21 protein-coding genes are annotated in these 20,457 nt (G+C 44.8%); 11 read left to right on the top strand and 10 right to left on the bottom strand.

The features are described 5' to 3' along the window. The first annotated feature begins 57 nt into the window (after positions 1–57). Positions 58–486, top strand: coding sequence for a hypothetical protein (locus ABU615_RS00695; RefSeq protein WP_370389001.1), 429 nt, complete (start codon positions 58–60; stop codon positions 484–486). 91 nt (positions 487–577) lie between these two features. Here ABU615_RS00695 and ABU615_RS00690 read toward each other — a convergent pair whose 3' ends face one another. Continuing rightward, positions 578–1,393: a DUF4377 domain-containing protein gene (locus ABU615_RS00690; protein WP_367488588.1), complete on the bottom strand. Its 816-nt coding sequence runs from the start codon at positions 1,391–1,393 to the stop codon at positions 578–580. A 132-nt stretch (positions 1,394–1,525) separates the two neighbouring features. Here ABU615_RS00690 and ABU615_RS00685 point away from each other — a divergent pair, with 132 nt between their 5' ends. Next, positions 1,526–2,341 (top strand): competence/damage-inducible protein A, encoded by an 816-nt coding sequence (locus tag ABU615_RS00685; protein ID WP_370389000.1) that lies wholly within the window; start codon positions 1,526–1,528, stop codon positions 2,339–2,341. A gap of 314 nt (positions 2,342–2,655) precedes the next feature. Further along, positions 2,656–3,759 carry a 3-phosphoserine/phosphohydroxythreonine transaminase gene (gene serC, locus ABU615_RS00680; protein WP_100140091.1) on the top strand — a complete coding sequence of 368 codons (1,104 nt, stop codon included), beginning with the start codon at positions 2,656–2,658 and terminating at the stop codon, positions 3,757–3,759. Positions 3,760–4,216: 457 nt separating this feature from the next. Here the strand turns inward: serC and nadC are convergent, their stop codons facing one another. Together nadC and ABU615_RS00670 are read right to left on the bottom strand one after the other, a co-directional pair. Beyond that, positions 4,217–5,065, bottom strand: coding sequence for a carboxylating nicotinate-nucleotide diphosphorylase (nadC, locus tag ABU615_RS00675; RefSeq protein ID WP_370388999.1), 849 nt, complete (start codon positions 5,063–5,065; stop codon positions 4,217–4,219). 280 nt (positions 5,066–5,345) lie between these two features. Further along, the gene (locus ABU615_RS00670; protein ID WP_100140089.1) at positions 5,346–6,302 is read right to left on the bottom strand and encodes a hypothetical protein; all 957 of its coding nucleotides are present in this window, start codon (positions 6,300–6,302) and stop codon (positions 5,346–5,348) included. 220 nt (positions 6,303–6,522) lie between these two features. Here ABU615_RS00670 and nadA point away from each other — a divergent pair, with 220 nt between their 5' ends. Together nadA and nadB are read left to right on the top strand one after the other, a co-directional pair. After that, positions 6,523–7,755, top strand: coding sequence for a quinolinate synthase NadA (gene nadA / locus ABU615_RS00665; protein ID WP_367488591.1), 1,233 nt, complete (start codon positions 6,523–6,525; stop codon positions 7,753–7,755). Next, on the top strand, positions 7,724–9,247 hold the full coding sequence (gene nadB / locus ABU615_RS00660) for an L-aspartate oxidase (RefSeq protein ID WP_370388998.1): 1,524 nt from the start codon (positions 7,724–7,726) through the stop codon (positions 9,245–9,247). The genes nadA and nadB overlap by 32 nt, the downstream gene beginning before the upstream one ends. Positions 9,248–9,250: 3 nt before the next feature. Here the strand turns inward: nadB and ABU615_RS00655 are convergent, their stop codons facing one another. Further along, positions 9,251–9,769 carry a TlpA disulfide reductase family protein gene (locus tag ABU615_RS00655; protein ID WP_370388997.1) on the bottom strand — a complete coding sequence of 173 codons (519 nt, stop codon included), beginning with the start codon at positions 9,767–9,769 and terminating at the stop codon, positions 9,251–9,253. A gap of 270 nt (positions 9,770–10,039) precedes the next feature. On the opposite strand from ABU615_RS00655, the gene arsC reads away from it, so the two are divergent. The 6 genes from arsC (at position 10,040) to ABU615_RS00625 (ending at position 15,690) form a co-directional block, all read left to right on the top strand. Then, the gene (arsC, locus tag ABU615_RS00650; protein WP_100140085.1) at positions 10,040–10,396 is read left to right on the top strand and encodes an arsenate reductase (glutaredoxin); all 357 of its coding nucleotides are present in this window, start codon (positions 10,040–10,042) and stop codon (positions 10,394–10,396) included. Next, positions 10,397–11,065, top strand: a complete 669-nt coding sequence (locus ABU615_RS00645) for a YdcF family protein (protein WP_367422083.1) — start codon at positions 10,397–10,399, stop codon at positions 11,063–11,065. A gap of 279 nt (positions 11,066–11,344) precedes the next feature. Continuing rightward, a complete protein-coding gene (gene hemL / locus ABU615_RS00640; protein WP_267390204.1) occupies positions 11,345–12,634 on the top strand; it encodes a glutamate-1-semialdehyde 2,1-aminomutase in 1,290 nt (429 codons plus the stop codon). A 618-nt stretch (positions 12,635–13,252) separates the two neighbouring features. Beyond that, positions 13,253–13,519: a hypothetical protein gene (locus ABU615_RS00635; protein WP_100140082.1), complete on the top strand. Its 267-nt coding sequence runs from the start codon at positions 13,253–13,255 to the stop codon at positions 13,517–13,519. A 126-nt stretch (positions 13,520–13,645) separates the two neighbouring features. Next, positions 13,646–14,308, top strand: coding sequence for a response regulator transcription factor (locus ABU615_RS00630; protein WP_100140081.1), 663 nt, complete (start codon positions 13,646–13,648; stop codon positions 14,306–14,308). Beyond that, the gene (locus ABU615_RS00625; RefSeq protein ID WP_370388996.1) at positions 14,284–15,690 is read left to right on the top strand and encodes an ATP-binding protein; all 1,407 of its coding nucleotides are present in this window, start codon (positions 14,284–14,286) and stop codon (positions 15,688–15,690) included. The genes ABU615_RS00630 and ABU615_RS00625 overlap by 25 nt, the downstream gene beginning before the upstream one ends. Positions 15,691–15,883: 193 nt before the next feature. Here ABU615_RS00625 and upp read toward each other — a convergent pair whose 3' ends face one another. From upp to murI, 6 genes are all read right to left on the bottom strand, one after another. Continuing rightward, a complete protein-coding gene (gene upp, locus ABU615_RS00620) occupies positions 15,884–16,516 on the bottom strand; it encodes a uracil phosphoribosyltransferase (protein WP_100140079.1) in 633 nt (210 codons plus the stop codon). 75 nt (positions 16,517–16,591) lie between these two features. Continuing rightward, positions 16,592–16,903, bottom strand: coding sequence for a Grx4 family monothiol glutaredoxin (grxD, locus tag ABU615_RS00615; protein WP_100140078.1), 312 nt, complete (start codon positions 16,901–16,903; stop codon positions 16,592–16,594). A gap of 18 nt (positions 16,904–16,921) precedes the next feature. Further along, entirely contained in the window at positions 16,922–18,184 is a 1,263-nt protein-coding gene (locus ABU615_RS00610; RefSeq protein WP_370389333.1) for an RsmB/NOP family class I SAM-dependent RNA methyltransferase, read from the bottom strand. Positions 18,185–18,193: 9 nt separating this feature from the next. Further along, a complete protein-coding gene (locus tag ABU615_RS00605) occupies positions 18,194–18,868 on the bottom strand; it encodes a DUF3108 domain-containing protein (RefSeq protein ID WP_367413290.1) in 675 nt (224 codons plus the stop codon). A 16-nt stretch (positions 18,869–18,884) separates the two neighbouring features. Then, positions 18,885–19,517, bottom strand: a complete 633-nt coding sequence (gene purN, locus ABU615_RS00600; protein ID WP_370389332.1) for a phosphoribosylglycinamide formyltransferase — start codon at positions 19,515–19,517, stop codon at positions 18,885–18,887. 29 nt (positions 19,518–19,546) lie between these two features. Further along, the gene (gene murI / locus ABU615_RS00595) at positions 19,547–20,356 is read right to left on the bottom strand and encodes a glutamate racemase (protein ID WP_370388995.1); all 810 of its coding nucleotides are present in this window, start codon (positions 20,354–20,356) and stop codon (positions 19,547–19,549) included. Between the last annotated feature and the right edge of the window lie 101 nt (positions 20,357–20,457).

Here is a 20,457-nt window from a genome sequence, read left to right as displayed (position 1 = left end):
CAAATCACAGTATTTATAGAAACGTTGAATCACTCAACTAAGAAAAAGAGAAAACACATGCAAATATTGAAATCAGCTCTCTTGATCACCACAATATTTACACTGGCCAATACTGCTCTAGCTGCAAGCCATCAGCCTACAGACGAGAGTTATATTAATGATGATGCTGAAAGAATTATGAGCCAAATGTTGCATCAGCAACAACAGATTGAAAAAGAAATTGAGAACCTATCTGCCTCCATCCAACAAGATGAAAATCAGGTTAAACTGTTTAAGAATTGCAAACAACCTGAATGTCATCAATACAGTGAAACCACTTCTTTCCGTCTAGAACCGAACCATCAATTTACTTATCAAAATCAAGTCAGCAAAGATGGCCGCAGCAAATCCATTAGCCGCAGTGGCAGACTGATTCAAAATAAAAATAATCAGACACTGATACTTGATAATGCGGCAGGTCAGCCAGAAATCTACTTGAATCAATAAATTCAGTTCAATTTCTTACGCACTGAAATACCAGCATAATAAAAGGCAATGAAATTTCATTGCCTTTTTCTGCTTCAATAACCCGTACTGCTTATTTACGTTGATGTTTATGTTTAGGTGTATTCACCGCTGAGCGCTCAATAATCTGATCCAATTTATAAACATATTGGCTTTCTGCAGAGGCATCGGCTGGTTTAATTTCATATACGTTCAAACGTAAAACTTGATTTTCGGACGGATTAAACTGCCAACCATCAATCGTACCAGCGAAATTACGCCATACACCATTTTTAACTTTGATACCCTGCTCGTTATAGGTCACTTCACGTACTTTCAGGCATTGAGCAGCACCCTGCGCCGTCTGACAAGCCTGAGTTTCTGGGCTAATTTCCCAAAATACCACTGTTGGTTGTCCATACTGTGCTGTCGCAGTAGGCACACCCCGCCACAGCAAATGCTCACCTCGGCGATTTTCAATCCATAGCTTTGGCTCAGCATTCTGACTATCTTCAGTATTCAATAAACCAGCATGTAACTTCTGGCCGTTCATAAACGATACAACTGCTGCATCCTGCGCCATGACATCGGGAGCACACGCTTTCATCGTACTTACCGGCGCCTGAATGTGCATATCTTCTCCGTTCAGTTGGTAAACCGAACTGATATTATTACAGCCACCAGAAACATTTAGCCGCTGACCGTTAAAATTCAGTTTCAGATTGGTATTGCCTGCAAGGCTAGCCAAAGGTCGGCCGTGCCGGTCTGTAGCTTCTGTCAGCTGCCAATCGTAAGCACTAAGTAGCTGCGCATTCGCCGCACGCATATTCACCTTACGGTCAGATGTGTGGGCACAGGCAGCAAGACTACCTGCAACCAGGGCAGTGATGGCCAATTTTTTGATACTCATAATCACATCCTTGCTAAAATAACACGACACCTGCACATTAAAATAAATTTGAGCATAAAACAATAGCCACGTTTTATATCATTGAAATATATAGCCATACTGCAACAACAAACACAACTCAGGAGAACCAGCATGCAAATCGGCATCATTATTATCGGCGATGAAATTCTGAATGGATCAAGACAAGACGGTCATTTTATATTTTTTAAACATTTATTTAAGCAACACGGCCTTCAAATGGCATGGGCACAGTATCTGCCCGATGACTGCGATACCATTACTCGCCAGTTGAAACAGTCTTTTGAAGAAAAACTACCCGTATTTGTAACCGGCGGTATTGGCGCAACGCCAGATGATCACACCCGCCAAGCTTGTGCGCTTGCTTTAAATCTACCCTTGCAGGCTCATCCTCAAGCACTGAAAAATATTGAAGCAATTTCAATCAGACAAGGCGACACACTTAATAGTCCATCTCATTTACAGCGTGCCAAAATGGCTGAATTCCCAAAAGGGGCAGCGCTTATTCCCAATCCGTTTAATAATATTGCCGGCTTTTCTATTAAAGAGCATTATTTTTTCCCCGGCTTTCCCAAAATGGCACACCCAATGGCTGAATGGGTGCTGAATACCTATTACAGCAAGAATTTTTTTCAGCATCAGATCATGGCTAAAGCCGCGCTGGTTGACGGTGTACCTGAATCCAGAATCGCCCCCTTGATGGAGCAGATTGAGCAAAAATGGCCAGGTATCAAAACGTTTAGCCTGCCAACTATTCGGGAAGATTTACCTAACGATGAACAAATCCATCAATATCGTTTGGAATTTGGTTTAAAAGCATGGGATAAAGACTGCGAAAATCTACCTCAAGCATGGCATGAAGCTCTACACAGCCTAAAGCAGCTTGGAGCCACCAAAATTACCTTACTGGAAAACAGCAGTGAGGGCTGAAATCAGATTCTCTATGCGATTAAACGGGTCTGACAACCAGATAAATCCGGTAATTTATAGAAAATTTACCTGAGCAAAAGCAAAATAAAAGGGTTTCAAACTAAATCTTTCTCGCTCACAGGCAGAAAAAACCATACTTTCGCTCCTTTACATGCAAAACGGTTTTGTATTTGCCTTTCAATTGGCAAACAACTAGAATTCCAGCAACTCAAAACTTCACCTGGTTTTGCGTTAAACCTCAACGCGGTATGCAGCATTTCCACGGGACGCAAAACCTCTATACATACAGCTTAGCAACAGGTTTTAAATTATTCATGACAACACTGCACAAATACAATTTTTCTGCCGGTCCGGCCATTCTACCTGAGGCCGTATTACAGACAGCTCAGGCTGAAATGCTGGATTACAATGGTACCGGCACTTCAGTCATGACCATGAGCCATCGCTCCGATGCTTTTCTCAGTATCCTGCATCATGCAGAACTGGATTTGCGTCAGTTGCTGCATATTCCAGATAATTACAAGGTTTTGTTTATGCAGGGCGGCGCCAGTGCTCAGTTCAATATGGTTGTCATGAATCTAGCCAATGGTTTTAAACGGGTAGACTCTGTTGTGAGTGGCAATTGGAGCCGTATTGCCCACAGCCAGATGGGTAAACTATCAGATGCTGAGATTCATCTTGCTGCCCATGGTGGTGATCTGTATAACTATACTGACGTTCCGGCACCAGAAACTTGGGACGTTGATCCGGATTCAGCTTTCGTTCACTACTGCATTAATGAAACCGTGCATGGCCTGCAGTATCGCAATATCCCCAAACCCGATGGACTACCACCAATTGTCTGTGACATGTCGAGTGAGATACTGTCACGGCCAATTAATGTTGCGGATTTCGGCTTAATCTATGCCGGTGCACAAAAAAATATCGGCCCTTCTGGTGCCACCATTGTGATTATCCGTGAAGATTTGCTTGAACGCTGCTCCGATCGCATACCGGACGTATGGAATTACCATAGCCATATTATCCGTCAGGGCATGTATAACACACCAGCCACCTATCCGATTTATATTTCTGGTTTGGTATTCCGCTGGCTACAAGCCAATGGTGGTGTGGAACAGATGCAGGCTATCAATACCATGAAAGCAGAAACCCTGTACTCCGCCATAGATAACAGTAATGGTTTTTATATCAATAATGTAAAAGAACATGCGCGTTCGTACATGAATGTTATTTTCCACACACCTGAAAAAGAGCTGGATAAACTATTTGTGCAACAAGCTAATGCGCATGGATTATGTACGTTACAGGGCTACAAATCCATGGGAGGCATGCGTGCCAGTATTTATAATGCTATGCCATTACAGGGTGTAGAAGCCTTAGTGAGCTTTATGCAAGAATTTCAACGCCGATACGGTTAATAGATTCTGTTTTGTATCAGTACGGTGCAGCCTTATTAGGCTGCACCTTTTTATATGAATCATTCTGTTTTCTATGCATGTGTAAAAAATTAAAACACTAATTTTTTATTACAGCCATATTTACAATTCAAACTGACACGCAATAAAACGATAGTATTCAGGATGCAGAAATATTTCACAGCCGCTACTTGCCTCGCTTTACTGAGCGTTATCATCAATAAAGTTAAAAGTGTTTTCAAACTCAAGCACTTCGGCTATTTCCTAAATTGAAAACGTTTGAAACCCACCTACTATGTTTTCCGGTTTCGTAACCTAATCCATTATTGTATTTTTGATATTTTCTATAACAAGCAGGCTTAAAAATCAGCAATATAATGTTTTATATAAGCTTAGCAAAGTGGAAAATAGTAAATACAACAAGAATTTCATCTTTCTGGTCCAGGAAAGTTAATCGGGTTTACTGATAATCCAGACCAATATCAAGATAACGCGCGCTGTGCGTCAGATAGCCCATTGCCAGAAAATCAACACCGGTTTGTGCTGCAGCCAAAAGTGTATCTGGACGTAGATTGCCAGATGCCTCTGTTTGACATTGCCCTTTGCACCAGCTTACTGCTGTTCGCAATTCTTCCACTGACATATTATCCAGCAATACTAAATCAACACCTACATCCAGTACCCGACGCAACTGCGCTAGGGTATCTACTTCCACCTCTATAGCGATAAGATGTCCTGCATAAGCCTTTGCTTGCCGTAGGGTAAGGGCAATATCACCTCCGGCCAGAGCAATATGATTATCTTTAATCAGAATAGCATCGTCCAGTCCCATTCGATGATTACGTCCACCCCCCATTCGTACTGCATATTTCTGAATAGCGCGCAGGCCAGGCAAAGTTTTCCTGGTACAGGTGAGCAAGGCACCCGTAGGCGCAATCAGTGTCTGAAGTTCGTGTGTGGCAGTGGCAATACCGCTTAAATGAGTCAGAAAATTTAGGGCTGTACGCTCAGCAGCCAGAATAGCCCGAGCATTACCTGTAACCTGCGCCAGCACAGTATTTGCGGGAATGATATCACCATCATTTTGATATATTTTAAATTTTAGATTAGAGTCGATTAATGCAAAGCTTTGCCGCGCCAGTTCTAGCCCGCATACTACTCCTTCTGCCCGAGCCACGATGCTGAATTGTGCAAGGCTCTCGGCCGGTACAACTGCTCGGGAGGTAATGTCTCCGCGGCGCCCCAAATCTTCCACTAGTGCTGCCTGTACTAATGGACGCGTAATAATTTCAGGTAAATCATTCATCATGATTTTCTCATTTGTATTTATACTCGTTTAGAGTATATATGAGATAAGACTTTTACGAAAAGGAAAATTTAGACAGGTCTTGATTTAATTTTTGCTATAAGGTTGATGCGCACCAGCAGTGGGTTCACTGTTCACATTGCCAAAAGCTGGATTAGATAAACTCTAATTCTGTATTTTAATAAAGTAAGCATCTTAGCTCTGCCGCAATATGTGCGGCATATGTATCCCTATGATATTAATGTATAAAATTTTGGTAAAACCTTGATGATACAGAAAGGTATTAGATGTGATTACCAATTAATGGGAGCCGATAACCGGAAAGCAAGCTTTCTTGCAATACATTTTCATTAAAACGGTATAGTTGTGCCGGACGTCCACGCTCTGCCACCATAGTTTCACCAGTAGCTACAACAAGCTGCTGATTGTTAACCAAACGACGAAAATTTTGTTTATGCAGCTCCACACCATTCAATACTTCAATACTGCGCTGCAACTGATACAGAGTGAATTGGGGCGGCATTAAATCAAAGATAACTGGCCGGTATTGTAATTTAGCGCGCAATCTCGACACAGCCGTAGCCAGAATTCGACGATGATTGAATTGCATGGGACGGCCGGTTAATTGTGGTGGTAGCTGATTATCATAATACGGTGACTCAGCAATAAGGCCTGTCTCATACATCAACTCATAGCGCAGCAGAGCATTTTCGGCAATCCAGTGCTGCCCGTTTATACCCCAGCATAAATTCAGGCGTTGCTGCCGCTGATTACGGATTTCCTGATTGGGTGCGGCATCCACCCAGTTCTGCATCGGCAGAATCAACTGGTTGAGAATATGCGCATGTTGCGGACGACGGCTGTCTTCCCATGGAAAGTATTCATACCAGTCTTGCCATTTTGCTTCCAGCGTCAGGCCACTTTCAGCCGTCTCTTTTACTAGACCTAGATAACTAATATTGATAACTGCCTGACCATTGTGATGGCTACGCTTCATGTCAACAAAAGTATACAGCTGTTCAATATAGCCAAGTGGCTGACCGGTCTGCTGATGTACCCATGTTCTTGCTCCAGCCTGCAAGGAGTGGTGCACTGGTTTTAACGGACCAAAAGGCAATAAGCTGCCATCGTGAATGGTAAGCACGCGGGCGCTAAAATCCGTTACTGCAAACAACACGGCCACCAGCTCAGCTGCACTATCGCTATAACTGGATGAGGGTAAATCAGCTGTTGTGTGCATGCAGGTAATACTCCTTAATCAACACTCATTAATTGTAAAGAAATTGTTGCAAAAAAACAAAACCTGCGCAGCCGGTTTTTATGAATCAGCCATTCATTCAGCTATTTAATGAAACAGCACCATAATCAAATCTATTTACTTTCTTCCTGTCACAATCTTTACATGTTGCTTTATATACTCATATTGAGCATAATGATTTAATCCTGATTAAGGAGTGTCTATGCAAACTGTACCCGACCATAAGCAATGGCGTGCTTTTGATTATGAAAAACCATCTGTACAGCTAAAAAAATATGCTACAGATGCAGCTACGCATGGTCAGCCTGCTACGTCCGTACTGGAATGTGCATGGGCGAAAATTCCATCGCAACCAACTAAAGAACAGAAGCAGGCTTATTCTGAGCAAATTACTACATTATTGCAGCAGCATCAGGCGGTAATGCTCGCACATTACTATGTTGAACCAGAATTACAGGATTTGGCACTTGCTAGCGGAGGTATGGTGGGCGATTCGCTTGAGATGGCGCGCTTCGGTGCCCGCCATCCGGCACAGACACTGCTGGTAGCCGGAGTGAAATTCATGGGCGAAACAGCGAGCATACTTAGTCCAGAAAAAACCATACTCATGCCGGATATGCAAGCAACTTGTTCTTTAGACCTCGGGTGTCCGGCAGATGAATTCACAGCTTTTTGTAATCAGTATCCGGAACGAACTGTCGTGGTTTATGCCAATACCAGCGCTGAGGTTAAAGCCGGTGCCGATTGGGTTGTTACCTCTTCGATTGCGATTGAAATCGTATCTTTTTTACATGCTCAGGGTAAAAAAATTATCTGGGGGCCGGATAGGCATTTAGGCGAATACATTCAGAATCTGACCGGTGCTGATATGGTGCTGTGGCAGGGCTCCTGTTTGGTACACAATGAATTTAAAGGGCAAGAACTGGCGTTGATGAAAGCCCGTTATCCGCACGCTAAAGTATTGGTACATCCTGAATCGCCGGCAGCGGTAGTGGCTCTGGCAGATGTGGTTGGTTCTACCAGCCAGTTGCTACAGGCAGCAATCAACGATACGGCCGATACTTTCATTGTAGCCACTGATCAAGGCATTCTGCATGAAATGACCAAACAGGCACCAGCAAAAACATTTCTGGCGGCGCCCACTGCCGGTAATGGTGCTACTTGTAAATCGTGTGCTTTCTGCCCATGGATGGCCATGAACGGTCTAGAGTCTTGTATCGATGCGCTAAACCACCAAGAGCAGCATCGCGTACAACTCCCAGCAGCATTAAGCCAACAGGCCAGCTTGTCGATCCGGCGCATGCTTGAGTTCTCATCAGCCTGGCGTGAATTTCAAGCTTTTAGCTCTACATCTAATACTTTAAATATTTTATCCGATCAGTTTATTCCTTGGATCAGACAACATGACCACTTTGCCTCCCTGCTCAACTGCTGAGACAGATGTGCTGATTGTTGGTGCCGGTCTGGCCGGACTGACAGTAGCCTTGTCTTTACCTGAACATTTTCATATTACGGTTGTAGTCAGGCAAGACTTGTCAATATGTGCCAGCACTCTGGCGCAAGGCGGTATAGCCGCTGTAATCGATGAAGCAGACAGTGTGGCTGAACATGTAGCCGACACCCTTATTGCCGGAGCTGGAAGCTGTGATGAAACTCAGACAGCCACCATTTTGAGTGAAGGTGCTAATGCAATTGAATGGTTATGTGCGCATGGGGTGGAATTCACGCGTGAAAATGGGCAATTACATCTAACACGCGAAGGTGGACATGGCAAGCGGCGAATTGTGCACGCAGCCGACCACACAGGACACAGCATCACCGAAACCCTTCAGCAACAGCTTCTGGCTCACCCCAATATACAAGTACTCACCCATACTTTCATAAATGAGGTGATACTGGAAAATACTGTTTGCACTGGCGCCAGTGTCACGATAGCAGACAGTGGTGAAACCATTCTCATTCGAGCTAAACATACGGTATTGGCAAGCGGTGGTCTGGGTCAGTTATTCTCGCTGACAACTAATCCACTTACCGCCACTGGGCATGGCGTCGCTGTATCTGCGCTGGCGGGTTGCAGAACACGACAGCTTGCTTTTGTACAGTTTCACCCCACTGCGCTTGCACTACCAGCTAATCCGTGTTTTCTGATTTCAGAAGCAGTACGTGGAGAAGGCGGCATTTTGCGCAACAGCCAAGGGCAGCGCTTCATGCCTCAATATGATGAGCGCGCCGAATTGGCACCCCGAGATATCGTCGCTCGTGCCATCGCTGCTGAAATAGCCAAATCTGGCCATCATTGTGTCTATTTGGACATTACGCATTTATCTGCTGACTTTATCCGCACACATTTCCCGCAGATTTATCGGCATTGCTTAAAGCAAGGGCTTGATATTACCTGCGAATTCATTCCAGTTGCCCCGGCAGCGCATTATGCCTGTGGCGGTATTATCACCGACACGGCTGGCCGTACCGATGTGCCACAGCTATATGTTATTGGCGAAACCGCCAGTACGGGCTTACACGGAGCCAATCGTCTGGCCAGTAATTCTTTGCTGGAATGTGTCGTTGTTGGGCGGGCGGCCGCCGCCAGTATGGCCGCTTCAGATTCTCATACCCTGACTTGGCCTCAACATCTAAAGAAAGAATCGACCGAGCTATTGTGGCAACAGCCCGTGCAGACATCTGTTTCATTGCCAGATATGCATACATTTAGCCTACAAGCACTGCAAAAACTCATGAGCCGATATTTTGGTATATGCCGACGCACTGAAGACATGCACACATTACACATGCAGTTACAGCAATGGTACCTGCATGCTGTCAGCCAGACAGATAAACTGACTCTGGTTACAGCACTACTGATGGTACAAGACGGTTTAAATCAAACAGAAAATCGTGGTGCACACTTTAATGTTGATATTGCTTAAAATTTATATATGTATTTTACGTTGAGCACATTGTTTTTTGGCGGCTGCAAGCGCCTGATTAAGTATGTCTTCAGTTAACCTACCTATCAAAGACTGTTGAAAACCGCATTCTGGCGCCCGTACCTGCGTGTAAGGTATGCCGCCAATACTATTGCCGAACTGTCTCATCCAAGCTCTGCTGTCCGTGCCGGTGTAGCGATATAGCTGGTAGCTGACTTTTATCTGACGGGTAAAGCGTTGTAAATTAGCCTCAGTGTCTAGTGCCACCCCTGCTACGTTTACCCTGCCTTTACCTGATTTCTGTTGCTGAAGATACCAGCGCGAAAGCATAGGCATTTCACTACGGCAGGAAGCACACCATGACGCCCAGATATTAATCACTTGTACAGTACTATTTGCTGGCAATACTGCGGCCTTACCTTGAGGCCAGCTTTGCAGCTCTGCTGCCTGTACGTGCAATCCGCCAGAAATCAATAAACTTAATACCACTGTTTTTTTCAAAACACGGATGAATTGAAACATAGCCTTTCCTAAATATTACGTTTCACAGCAGTAATTATAAAATATTTTATTTACAATTTCGGCGCCAACGCGGCAAGCTGTTTATTCACCATACTACTTTTAGTTTTAATACCTAAGCCAAGCATGTATTTTTATTCAAATAATTTATTTACACTCACTACTGAAACTTAGTCTGATCTTTAAAATAATTAATAATACTTGTCAAAATTTGAAGTTTCGTCCACACTTCCTATTTAGATTTTCCATTTATTTTGAAGTTCAGGGATAATCATGACAAATACCGTCATACTGTATCATAACCCTAATTGTTCTAAATCCCGTGCCGCCTTGTCTTTACTACAGGTTCGCAATGTCAACACTAAAGTCATTCCCTACCTGACCGAACCATTATCCGAGGCACAGATTCGCGCGCTAAAGCAGAAGCTAGCCATCCATTCTGCAAGGGAGATGATGCGCAGCAAAGATGATTTATATGCACAGCTCAATCTGGTAGAGGCAGATGAAGATACCTTGATTGCTGCTATGGCTGCCCATCCTATTCTCATTGAGCGTCCTATTGCTGTCTTTGGCGATCATGCAGCCATCGGCCGGCCGTTAACCAATATTGAAGCCTTATTAGAGCAATAAATGTCCAATGGCACACGCTTCGGCTTCTGGTATTGTCTGCGTAGTGTGATTACTGCCGGTAGCTTGTTTGTTGCCGCCAATTACGCCATCAGTATGGCGACTGTCTATCAGTTTAGCCATCCGCAGCTGCTCAGTGAAGCCGATGCAGCCATTGTGCTCGGTGCTGCGGCATGGGATAAGCGCCCGTCACCGGTTTTTCGTGAACGTATCAATCATGCCATCAATCTTTATCGCGCGGGAAAAGTAAAAAAAATACTATTCACCGGTGGTAGTCCGCGCAGTGGTTTTATGACTGAAGCAGCGGTAGGTCGTCGTTATGCTATTCGCAATGGTGTAGATGCCAGCGATATCATTTATGAAAATCATTCACGTGACACTTGGCAGAATCTGGTGAATGCTCAGGCACTTGCTGAAGATAATGATATAGACACTTTTATTATTGTTAGCGATCCCTATCACTTGGCGCGAGCCTGTATCATGGCCCGCGACTTAGGATTGGATGTACAGGTTTCTCCCACCCCTACTACCCGTTATACCGCTACCCAGTCCAAACTACGTTTTCTGGCTCAGGAAAGTTATACCCTCATGGTCTACCAGTGGGTCAAGCATCTCGCCCACTTTCCCCAGTTGATTCAGTCATTCCGCAGCAAATTTTCTTCTTTTTCCTAAGCCAACCGGCACTGGCAGAGCAATGAAATAGCTGCTGGCTACAGGATACCCTTACGCGTTTCGTTATTTGCCAATCAGGATATAGCATTATTTTCTGTTGTTTGAATCTTTATTGCTATGTGTAGCAATTGAAACTTTTTATGCCAGCCTGTTTGGACACACTATGAAGCATCTAAGCGGCTGAATGATTCAAGTCCCTTATCGAGTGTGCACAATCAATAGTATGATTATCCCTAAATGCCATTCATCCGGCATCATTTTATAACAGAGGTTAAAATCATGGATCGAAATCAGCAATTATTCGAACAGGCTAAAACCATTATTCCCGGCGGCGTGAATTCACCGGTAAGAGCCTTTGGCAGCGTTGGTGGTATTCCCCGCTTTATTAAAAAGGCGCAGGGTGCCTATGTGTGGGATGAAAATGAAAGCCGCTATATCGATTATGTCGGTTCGTGGGGTCCGGCTATTGTGGGGCATGCACATCCGGAAGTAGTAGAAGCCGTGTGTCACGCAGCAGAAAATGGCCTGTCTTTCGGTGCACCCACCGAAAATGAAATCCGTATTGCCGAAGCAATCCGCCATATTATGCCGAGTATGGAACAAATCCGGCTGGTTAGCTCCGGTACAGAAGCCACCATGAGTGCTATACGGCTGGCTAGAGGTTTTACTAAACGTGACAATATTATCAAGTTTGAAGGCTGCTACCACGGCCATTCTGACAGTTTACTGGTCAAAGCAGGTTCGGGTCTGCTGACTTTCGGCCATCCCAGTTCTGCCGGAGTACCTGAGGATTTTAGCCGCCATACGCTTGTGCTGCCCTACAACGACATTGAAGCATTAGAGCAAACTTTTGCCAGCAAGGGCGACAGCATTGCTTGTGTGATTGTAGAACCGATCGCCGGCAACATGAATATGATACCGGCCACATCAGAATTTGTGCAGGCCATGCGCAGACTCACTGACCAGTATGGCAGCGTATTAATTTACGATGAAGTTATGACCGGTTTTCGTGTCGCACTGGGCGGTGCACAGTCTATTCACGGTATCAAACCTGATTTAACCACCATCGGTAAAATCATCGGAGGCGGCATGCCGGTAGCGGCTTTTGGCGGGCGTGCAGATATTATGTCCTGCGTTTCCCCCTTGGGTCCTGTATATCAGGCTGGCACTTTATCTGGTAATCCAGTATGTGTAGCTGCAGGACTTAAAACGCTGGAAATTATCCAAAGACCAGATTTCTACAACACACTCAGCGCCCGTACTTTAGAACTGAGTAAAGGTTTGGCCGCCATTGCAGAAGAAGCAAATATTCCTTTTACTAGTCGCAGTATAGGTGGGATGTTTGGCTTTTATTTCACTGCCGAGCTTCCGACTTGTTTTAGCGATATGCAGCGGTGCAATCAGGTATTGTTTAAAGAATTTTTCCATGCCATGCTGGCTCGTGGCGTCGCTTTCGCTCCATCTGCTTATGAGTCCTGTTTTGTTTCTGCCGCTCATAACAGCGAAATCATTGCTGACACACTGGGACTGGCTGCTGAATCCATGACTGAAATTGCTCGTACTGTTTAACACAGTTATTTTTTATTTGTTACCGGCGTAACCTTTTTGGATACGCCTTTTTTATTCTGCTGAGAATGTTTGAAACACAACAAATATACGCTGCTTACACAAGTCTATGGTCTCAGTTTTAACCAGAAACTCATTAGCATAACTTTTGAAATTCAAATAATTAATCGTGCTTTTGATATCTCCAATTTTATCTCTGACTTCTCGGAAAAGGTTTTCGCTATTCCGATGTATAAATAGAGTTTAATAATGAGATTTTTGACATTTTATTGCGTAATATGGCAATCGCAGATGATGTTTAATCTGGCTTTTCTACCGTTTTTTTAAAATTTTCTCGGGCATTGACGCTAATTTGCGCTTACATTTGTCAGATAGCAGTTAATAAGCGTCATTTTATTTCATTAAAAACGGCTACTATGCCCGCAAAATACCTAAAAACTTGAAGATTAAAAAGAAAATTAATTTAAACCTGTAGTATATATAATTTATTAACTTATAATTACATTTATTTAACAATAAAATACATTTATCTAAGTCTTGCCTAAGTATTGGCGACCATACTGTTCAGCAACAAGAACCGAGATGGTTATTGTCCTAAACTACTTAAATTGGAGATTTGTCATGAAAAAAATCACTGCTGCTGTTGTAAGCGCTATTTTTGGTTTAACTGCTGCTGCTTCTTTTGCTGCTCCTGCTGCAGCCACCACTACTACTACCACTAACACCACTGCTGCTACAACTACTGTAAAACCAGCTGCTAAAACTGTTAAACCGGTTGCTAAAAAAGCTCAGGTAAAACGCACTCACGCTAAAAAAGCACACGCCAAAAAAGCTGCTGCTAGCACTACTACTACCAAACAAACCACTACTACTACTGAAGCAAACTAATCAGTCTGCGGTTAACGTTTGAACAAAACCGTTTCAGGTATCCTGAAGCGGTTTTTGTTATCATAGGCAGCCTGAAGCCTGAAACAATATCGGCTCAACACTGTCTACGTGGAAAATTGTTAACCCATGCGAATTTTACTTCTTGAAGACGACAAGATGATAGCAGAAGCACTTAGCGATATGCTTCATGTTGCCGGTTTTGCAGTTGATTGCGTGACTGACGGCTTAGCCGCAGAAAACGCCTTACAGCCTAACATCTATGATATCGCTTTACTAGATATCGGTGTACCCAAGCAGGATGGTCTTAGTGTATTGCGCCATCTACGTGCAAAAAACTTTGATTTGCCTGTAATTTTGATTACTGCCCGTGATACAGTGGAAGAACGAATCAACGGTCTTGATAGTGGTGCAGACGACTACGTAATCAAGCCTTTTGCCCCTACGGAGCTACTAGCGCGGATCCGTGCACTTCTGCGCCGACGTAGCGGGCATGCCAGTCCAGTGTTGAGCAATGGCATTATCACCCTGAATCCGGCAACACGGGAAGTAAGTGCCAATGGACAATCTACTCGTTTGTCAGCCAGAGAATATGCCTTACTGTACAGTCTGTTGTTGCAGCCGGGTACAATATTGTCGAGGCAGGAGCTGGAAGAAAAAATCTATGGCTGGAATGAAGAAGTGGAAAGCAACGCCGTAGAAGTAGTTATTCACGGTATTCGCAAAAAACTCGGCAGCAATGTCATTAAAAATGTGCGGGGTCTGGGATGGCTGGTGGATCAACGCGGATAGTTTCATCGCTTCAATGGCGCTTATTATTGGTAATTACTATTGTAGTTACCTTCATTGCCATCATCGGCGATATTCTCGCCTATCAGACTGCTTTTCGCGAAACACAAGACTTGCAGGATGCGCAGCTGGAACAGATTGCCCATTTACTCGACCCACGCAGCTCCATTTTGCGTCGGGACACACAAGAAGATCTTAACTTTCCTGAAAGTGCACGCACGTTGCCCAAACCACGTGTACTGGCACAAACGCTGGATTCGCCTTATCTTAATATACTGATGGGTGATGACAATGCAGTGCAGAACTTGCAACAGTTACAGGATGGCTTTCACAATTTCACTACTGTAGCACGGCACTGGCGTGTATACATCCTTACCCGTGAGCGCGAACGAATCGTTGTCGCTCAGCGCACAGCCTACCGCAATCACATTGCCAAAGACAGCGCCCTGAGCGTGGTATGGCCGTTCTTGATTCTCATGCCCCTACTGTGGCTGTTTACCGCTATCTGGATTAGACGTCTATTTCGTGCTACGCAGGAAATGAGCACCGAACTGACTGCCCGCAATGCCAATGATTTATCGCCTCTGGACACCAAGCATGTACCCACAGAAATCCGTCCGTTTATTATTGCTTTAAACCGACTGTTTAGCCAATTGCAGGCGGCAATAGAGCATGACAAAAAATTCATTAGCCATGCTGCACACGAATTACGCACGCCCATCACTGCACTAACCATTCAGATAGCGCGTTTTGATGATCCAGATTTAACAAAGGACATACAGAATAAGCTTATCGGGCAAATTAGAGCCGGTATTGCACGTACTGAGCAATTACTCACCCAGCTGCTATCCATGGCACGGGCACAGCATCAGCAACAGCAGCACATACAAGCAGCCCATGCCAGCACCGACTTACTCCCTTTATTGCGCGACCTGATTGCAGAAATATTGCCACTGGCAGAACAAAAACAGCAAAATTTAAGTGTAGATATCAATGAAGACATCAAACTACCAATCAGCACCAATGATTTACATACAATTTTAAAAAATATTCTGTGCAATGCCATTAAATACACACCGGCCGGTGGCCACATCAGCATTCATACCCAACAAAATGCAGAAAATGAATTATCTATGTGGATTGAAGACAATGGTCAGGGCATCGCTGAATCAGAAAGAAAACTTGTTTTCGAACCGTTTTACCGCATTCTTGGTAACAATGAAAACGGTAGTGGTCTCGGATTAGCCATCGTAAAAACGCTGTGTGAACAGTGGCATATAAGTATTAGTCTGGCTGATTCCAGCTTGCATAACCATGAAGATAAACCCGGGCTGGCTGTGATTCTACTTTTTAGCATTCCTGACATCCAAATCCAGCCACAATAACGGCCAAATAAAATAGAACTGTAGGAATGGCTGGTTATAATAATTTCCGCCGATTTAATTTACAGAATGTTCCCTGTTTACGGAAGTCTTTTTTCTTTTGGCATAAAAAAACAGAATACTTAGTCTAAGTATTCTGTTTTTAGTATATGCATGTCTGACCCATTGTCAGCAGGTGAAAGAATCCGATTTCAGATTACCAGTGTTTGGTACCGAAAATCTTATCGCCGGCATCACCTAGTCCAGGAATAATGTAGCCATTTTCATCCAGATGATCATCAAGAGCAGCCGCATAGATGGTGACATCGGGATGAGCCTCATTAACGGCTTTCACACCTTCTGGAGCAGCTACCAGCACCAGTGCCTTGATATCCTTACAGCCTTTTTTCTTCAGTAGCTCAATGGTGGCATTCATAGAACCACCAGTAGCCAGCATTGGGTCGATAATCAGAGCCGGACGTTTATCCATCTGGCTGACAAATTTTTCAAAATAAGGTACAGGTTCGAGGGTTTCTTCATCGCGCTGCAAGCCCACCACACTGATTTTAGCAGTTGGAATCAAATCCAATACGCCGTCGAGCATACCCAACCCAGCACGCAGAATTGGCACTACGGTTACCGTTTTACCTTTAATTTGGTAAGCATCTATCTCACCACACCAGCCCTGCATTTTGACAATTTCCACGTCAAAATCACGGCTGGCCTCATATGCCATTAAACGCGCCAGCTCTTTAGTCAGTGTGCGAAAACGATAGGTACTGCAATCCTCTTCACGCATCAGTGACAGTTTGTGCTTTACCAGCGGGTGGTCAATCACATTAATATTCATAGCCTGTTCCAAAAAATAATTGCTATAACACCTGAATGAAATCAGCTAGTTGAAAATCCTCTGAACCAATTCTGGTCAGACAGAGGCCAACAAAGTCTGCAATTCTCCTGCTTCATACATTTCCAGCATAATGTCAGAGCCACCAACAAATTCGCCTTTCACATACAACTGCGGGATGGTCGGCCAGTCGGCATATTCTTTTATACCCTGACGGATTTCTTCATCTTCGAGTACATTCACAGTATAAAAGTCTTTTAAACCAGCTGCCTGCAGAATTTGTACTGCACGGGATGAAAAACCACACTGTGGGAATTGTTTTGTCCCTTTCATAAACAACACTACTGGATGTTCGGTAACAATGTTTTTAATTCTTTCCTGAGTACTCATTTACTTTCCTTGTTTCATTTACTTAATGCGTGTTAGCACAGCGGCAAAAAAGCCGTCTGTATGATGTTCACTGGTTGATAGTTGAAGATAATCACTGTGCATGGAAGACGGCGTATGGCTTTTAAGCAACGTATTCACCGGTTCGATGTGCCAGCCGTTATTGGCCGCCAGAAAATCATTCAACTGTTGCTGGTTTTCTGCCTCAAGAATACTGCATGTGGCATATACTAGCCGGCCGCCGGGACGTACCAACGCTGAAGCTGCTTGTAGTATAGATTGCTGCTGTTGCTGCAATGCAGCAACATTGTCACTGTTCTGGCGATATTTTAAATCAGGATTGCGGCGTACAGTTCCCAGACCTGAGCAGGGTGCATCCACCAGCACACAATCTGCCTTAGCTTTGAGACGGGCAATGCGGGCATCGTGCTCATTATCGATACGCTGTGGATGAATGTTGGTTAATCCAGCGCGCACCATGCGCGGCTTAAGATTAGCCAGCCGTTTTTCTGCCACATCTAAAGCATACAATCGTCCGCTACCGGCCATCATTGCGCCCATAGCCAGTGTTTTACCACCGGCGCCGGCACAAAAATCTACAGCAATCTGTCCGCGTTTTACACCCGTTAGTAATGCCAGCAACTGGCTGCCTTCATCCTGGACTTCCAGTACACCATCCAGAAACAGTGGGTGACGGTTTAAAGCCGGCTTATCGGGAAAACGAATCCCCCAAGGTGAATAGGGGGTGGCTTCTGCACGCAGACCTTCGGCCTGTAGCGCAGCCAGAATCTTATCACGTTTACCTTTCAGGGTATTGACCCGTACATCCAGCGGTGCTGATTGCATGACACTGCGGCCATAAGCAACAATTTGCTCATCATCCCAATCCTGCTGCTGGAGGCATTCAATCATCCATTGCGGCAATTCTGCTGCTGTGGTGAGCGTACTAGCAAATTCAGATTTATGCGCTTTTAGCTCTATCAGCCAATCTTTCTCATCGGTATCACACAAAGTCTCTACCGCATGAACACTGAGGCCTCGGCCTAAAACCAGCGCAGCGAGTGCCGCACGTCGAGGCTTATTATGCGGTTTTGGCAACATCTGCTGGATTTTCTGTAAATGCCGGATGGTGGCGAATACCGTTTCAGCTATTTCTTGCCGATCACGAACACCAAGTTTGCGCTCACGGCGGAAAAAAGATGACAGCACGACATCTGCCGGCTGGCGGAATGTTAACACCTGCGCTAATGCGGAAGTGGTTAAATCAAGTTGTTGTGCATTGATCATAATTGTTTAAATAGCTTTCCCGTTTATCTGGCCAGCCTTCAGCTGCAATGTATATACTTTACCATTGTCCATATAACTGATGCGTACCGGAATATTGTTCAGCTGCGGTGCAAATGCATATTCCACCCGATCATCACCACGACTGATGCTGTACTGGCTAATTTCGATGTGCTGCCCATTAACCATTATTTGAGCGGAGCCCAGATTTTTAACCGCATCCAGCGGGTATACTTTCTTGCCATTGGTTAAATACGTATTTACCGGAAGTTTTCCCTGATTAAAGCCAAGCTGCCATGCCAATGCAAACATATCATACACTGGTCCATTTACTGCTAGATGTCTGCTGGTATCAGATACCCTGCCATAATCCACACTCTGCCCGTTAAACCGTGCCTGAGCGTAGAGTTTACCAAAACGACTGTCTGTATAGGTAAGCGGATTGAGCATTGTCCCGCTTAACGTACCGCTAGAGACAAACTGCATTTGGTAAATCAGCAAGCTGAGATCAGTGCTAATCTGAAACTTCCCACCTTTTTGCTCAAAATCCATATTGACTGACAGACCATTATTGTCAACAAACTGTAATTGTGCCCGCTGCGGCAACTCTCCCGCATGAATTACAGAAGCCAGCATTAAACCAGCCCAAACCAACACTATTTTCGCCCACAATTTCAATTTCATACGCCACGTACACCAATCAATTTTTTAAGCAGACCAAACCATCAGTTATACCAGCTTCCAGTCTGTTTACTCTGTTACCTTGTATTACCAGATTGCCTGCAACAAAATCAGCCACTGCCTGCGGCAAGAGCTGATGTTCAATCCGTAGCACGCGCTGAGCCAGAATTTCAGCTGTATCGCCATCCAGAACAGGGACGACACCCTGTGCAATAATTGGCCCACAATCCAGTTCAGCTGTAACAAAATGAATGGTGCACCCAGCCACGCGGCAACCACTCTCCAATGCCCGCTGATGCGTATGCAGTCCGGGAAAAGCAGGCAGCAAAGAGGGATGGATGTTTATCAGCCGGCCCACATAATGCGTGCAAAATGCCGGCGTTAAGATCCTCATAAAGCCAGCCAAAACCACAAGGTCGGGCTGATACGTATCTATACGCTCCATCAGCGCACTGTCAAATGCGTTTCGGCCTTCATAGTCTCGATGATTTAGGGCTTCTGTTGCCAGACCATGCTCAGCCGCCCATGCCAAACCTGCTGCATCACCCAGATTACTGATGACAGCTACAATTTCCGCCTGTGCAATATTAGATTTTACTAAGGCTTGCATATTGCTGCCACGTCCGGAAATCAGAATCACAACTCTTTTCATCATGTCAGTTTCTCCCTCTTGCTGAAGTTTTATCCCAAAGACACCATTTCCAGCTGCTCCAAACTGCGCCCGAGAAAGCGTTCTCCGATAGTCTGAAAGCGCAAGGGAATATCACTGACATAAAACCTGTATTGCGCGCCGGTATGATCTGGATTGGCCAGCTGATTTTCTTCCAGTGCTAACGCCGTGGCTTCTGCAGTAGTAATGGCTGAATCAACCAATTTTAGTCCCGGCGCCTCCTGTCGAATTAAGGGTTTGAGTAAAGGATAATGCGTACAGCCCAATACTAGTGTATCCACATCTTCAGCCAGTATCGGTTTTAGATATTCGCGTGCAGTCAAGCGAGTGACTTCATGATCTAGCCAGCCCTCTTCCACCAGTGGTACCAATAAGGGACAGGCCTGTGAGAAAACCCGTGTTTGCGGGTTCTGCTTGTGAATCGCCCGTGCATAGGCATTGCTGTTAACTGTTGTACTGGTAGCAATCACGCCGATATGGTTATTGCGCGTGCTATTCAGTGCTGCCTGCGCACCGGCAGCTATCACATCCAGAACCGGCATACTGCCGGCCAACTGCCGGATTCTCTCACGTGCTACTGCCGCTATGGTATTGCAGGCCACCACTAGCGCTTTCACATCATGCTCTAGCAAAAACGAAACAATCTGTTCGGTATAGGCTTCGATGGTGTGTCTGGACTTCACCCCATACGGTACTCGTGCCGTATCCCCGAAATAAATAATATTTTCATTGGGCAGTCTTTCCATTAACGCCCGTACCACTGTCAGGCCGCCCACCCCGGAATCAAATACGCCTATCGGGCGCTGTTTAATTGCTGTCATCAGTCTCTTCATCTGTAGCCTAAACCATTCAGCACACCGTGCCCTGAACCGGTACAGACCCTTTATTAAGGTAATTATAACATTGACCCGCGCTTATACTT

The organism is Snodgrassella alvi (assembly GCF_040741455.2).
Taxonomy (GTDB): Bacteria; Pseudomonadota; Gammaproteobacteria; order Burkholderiales; family Neisseriaceae; genus Snodgrassella; species Snodgrassella alvi_E.
Note: the sequence above shows the minus strand (reverse complement) of the source record. Positions and strands in the feature narration are given on the sequence as shown.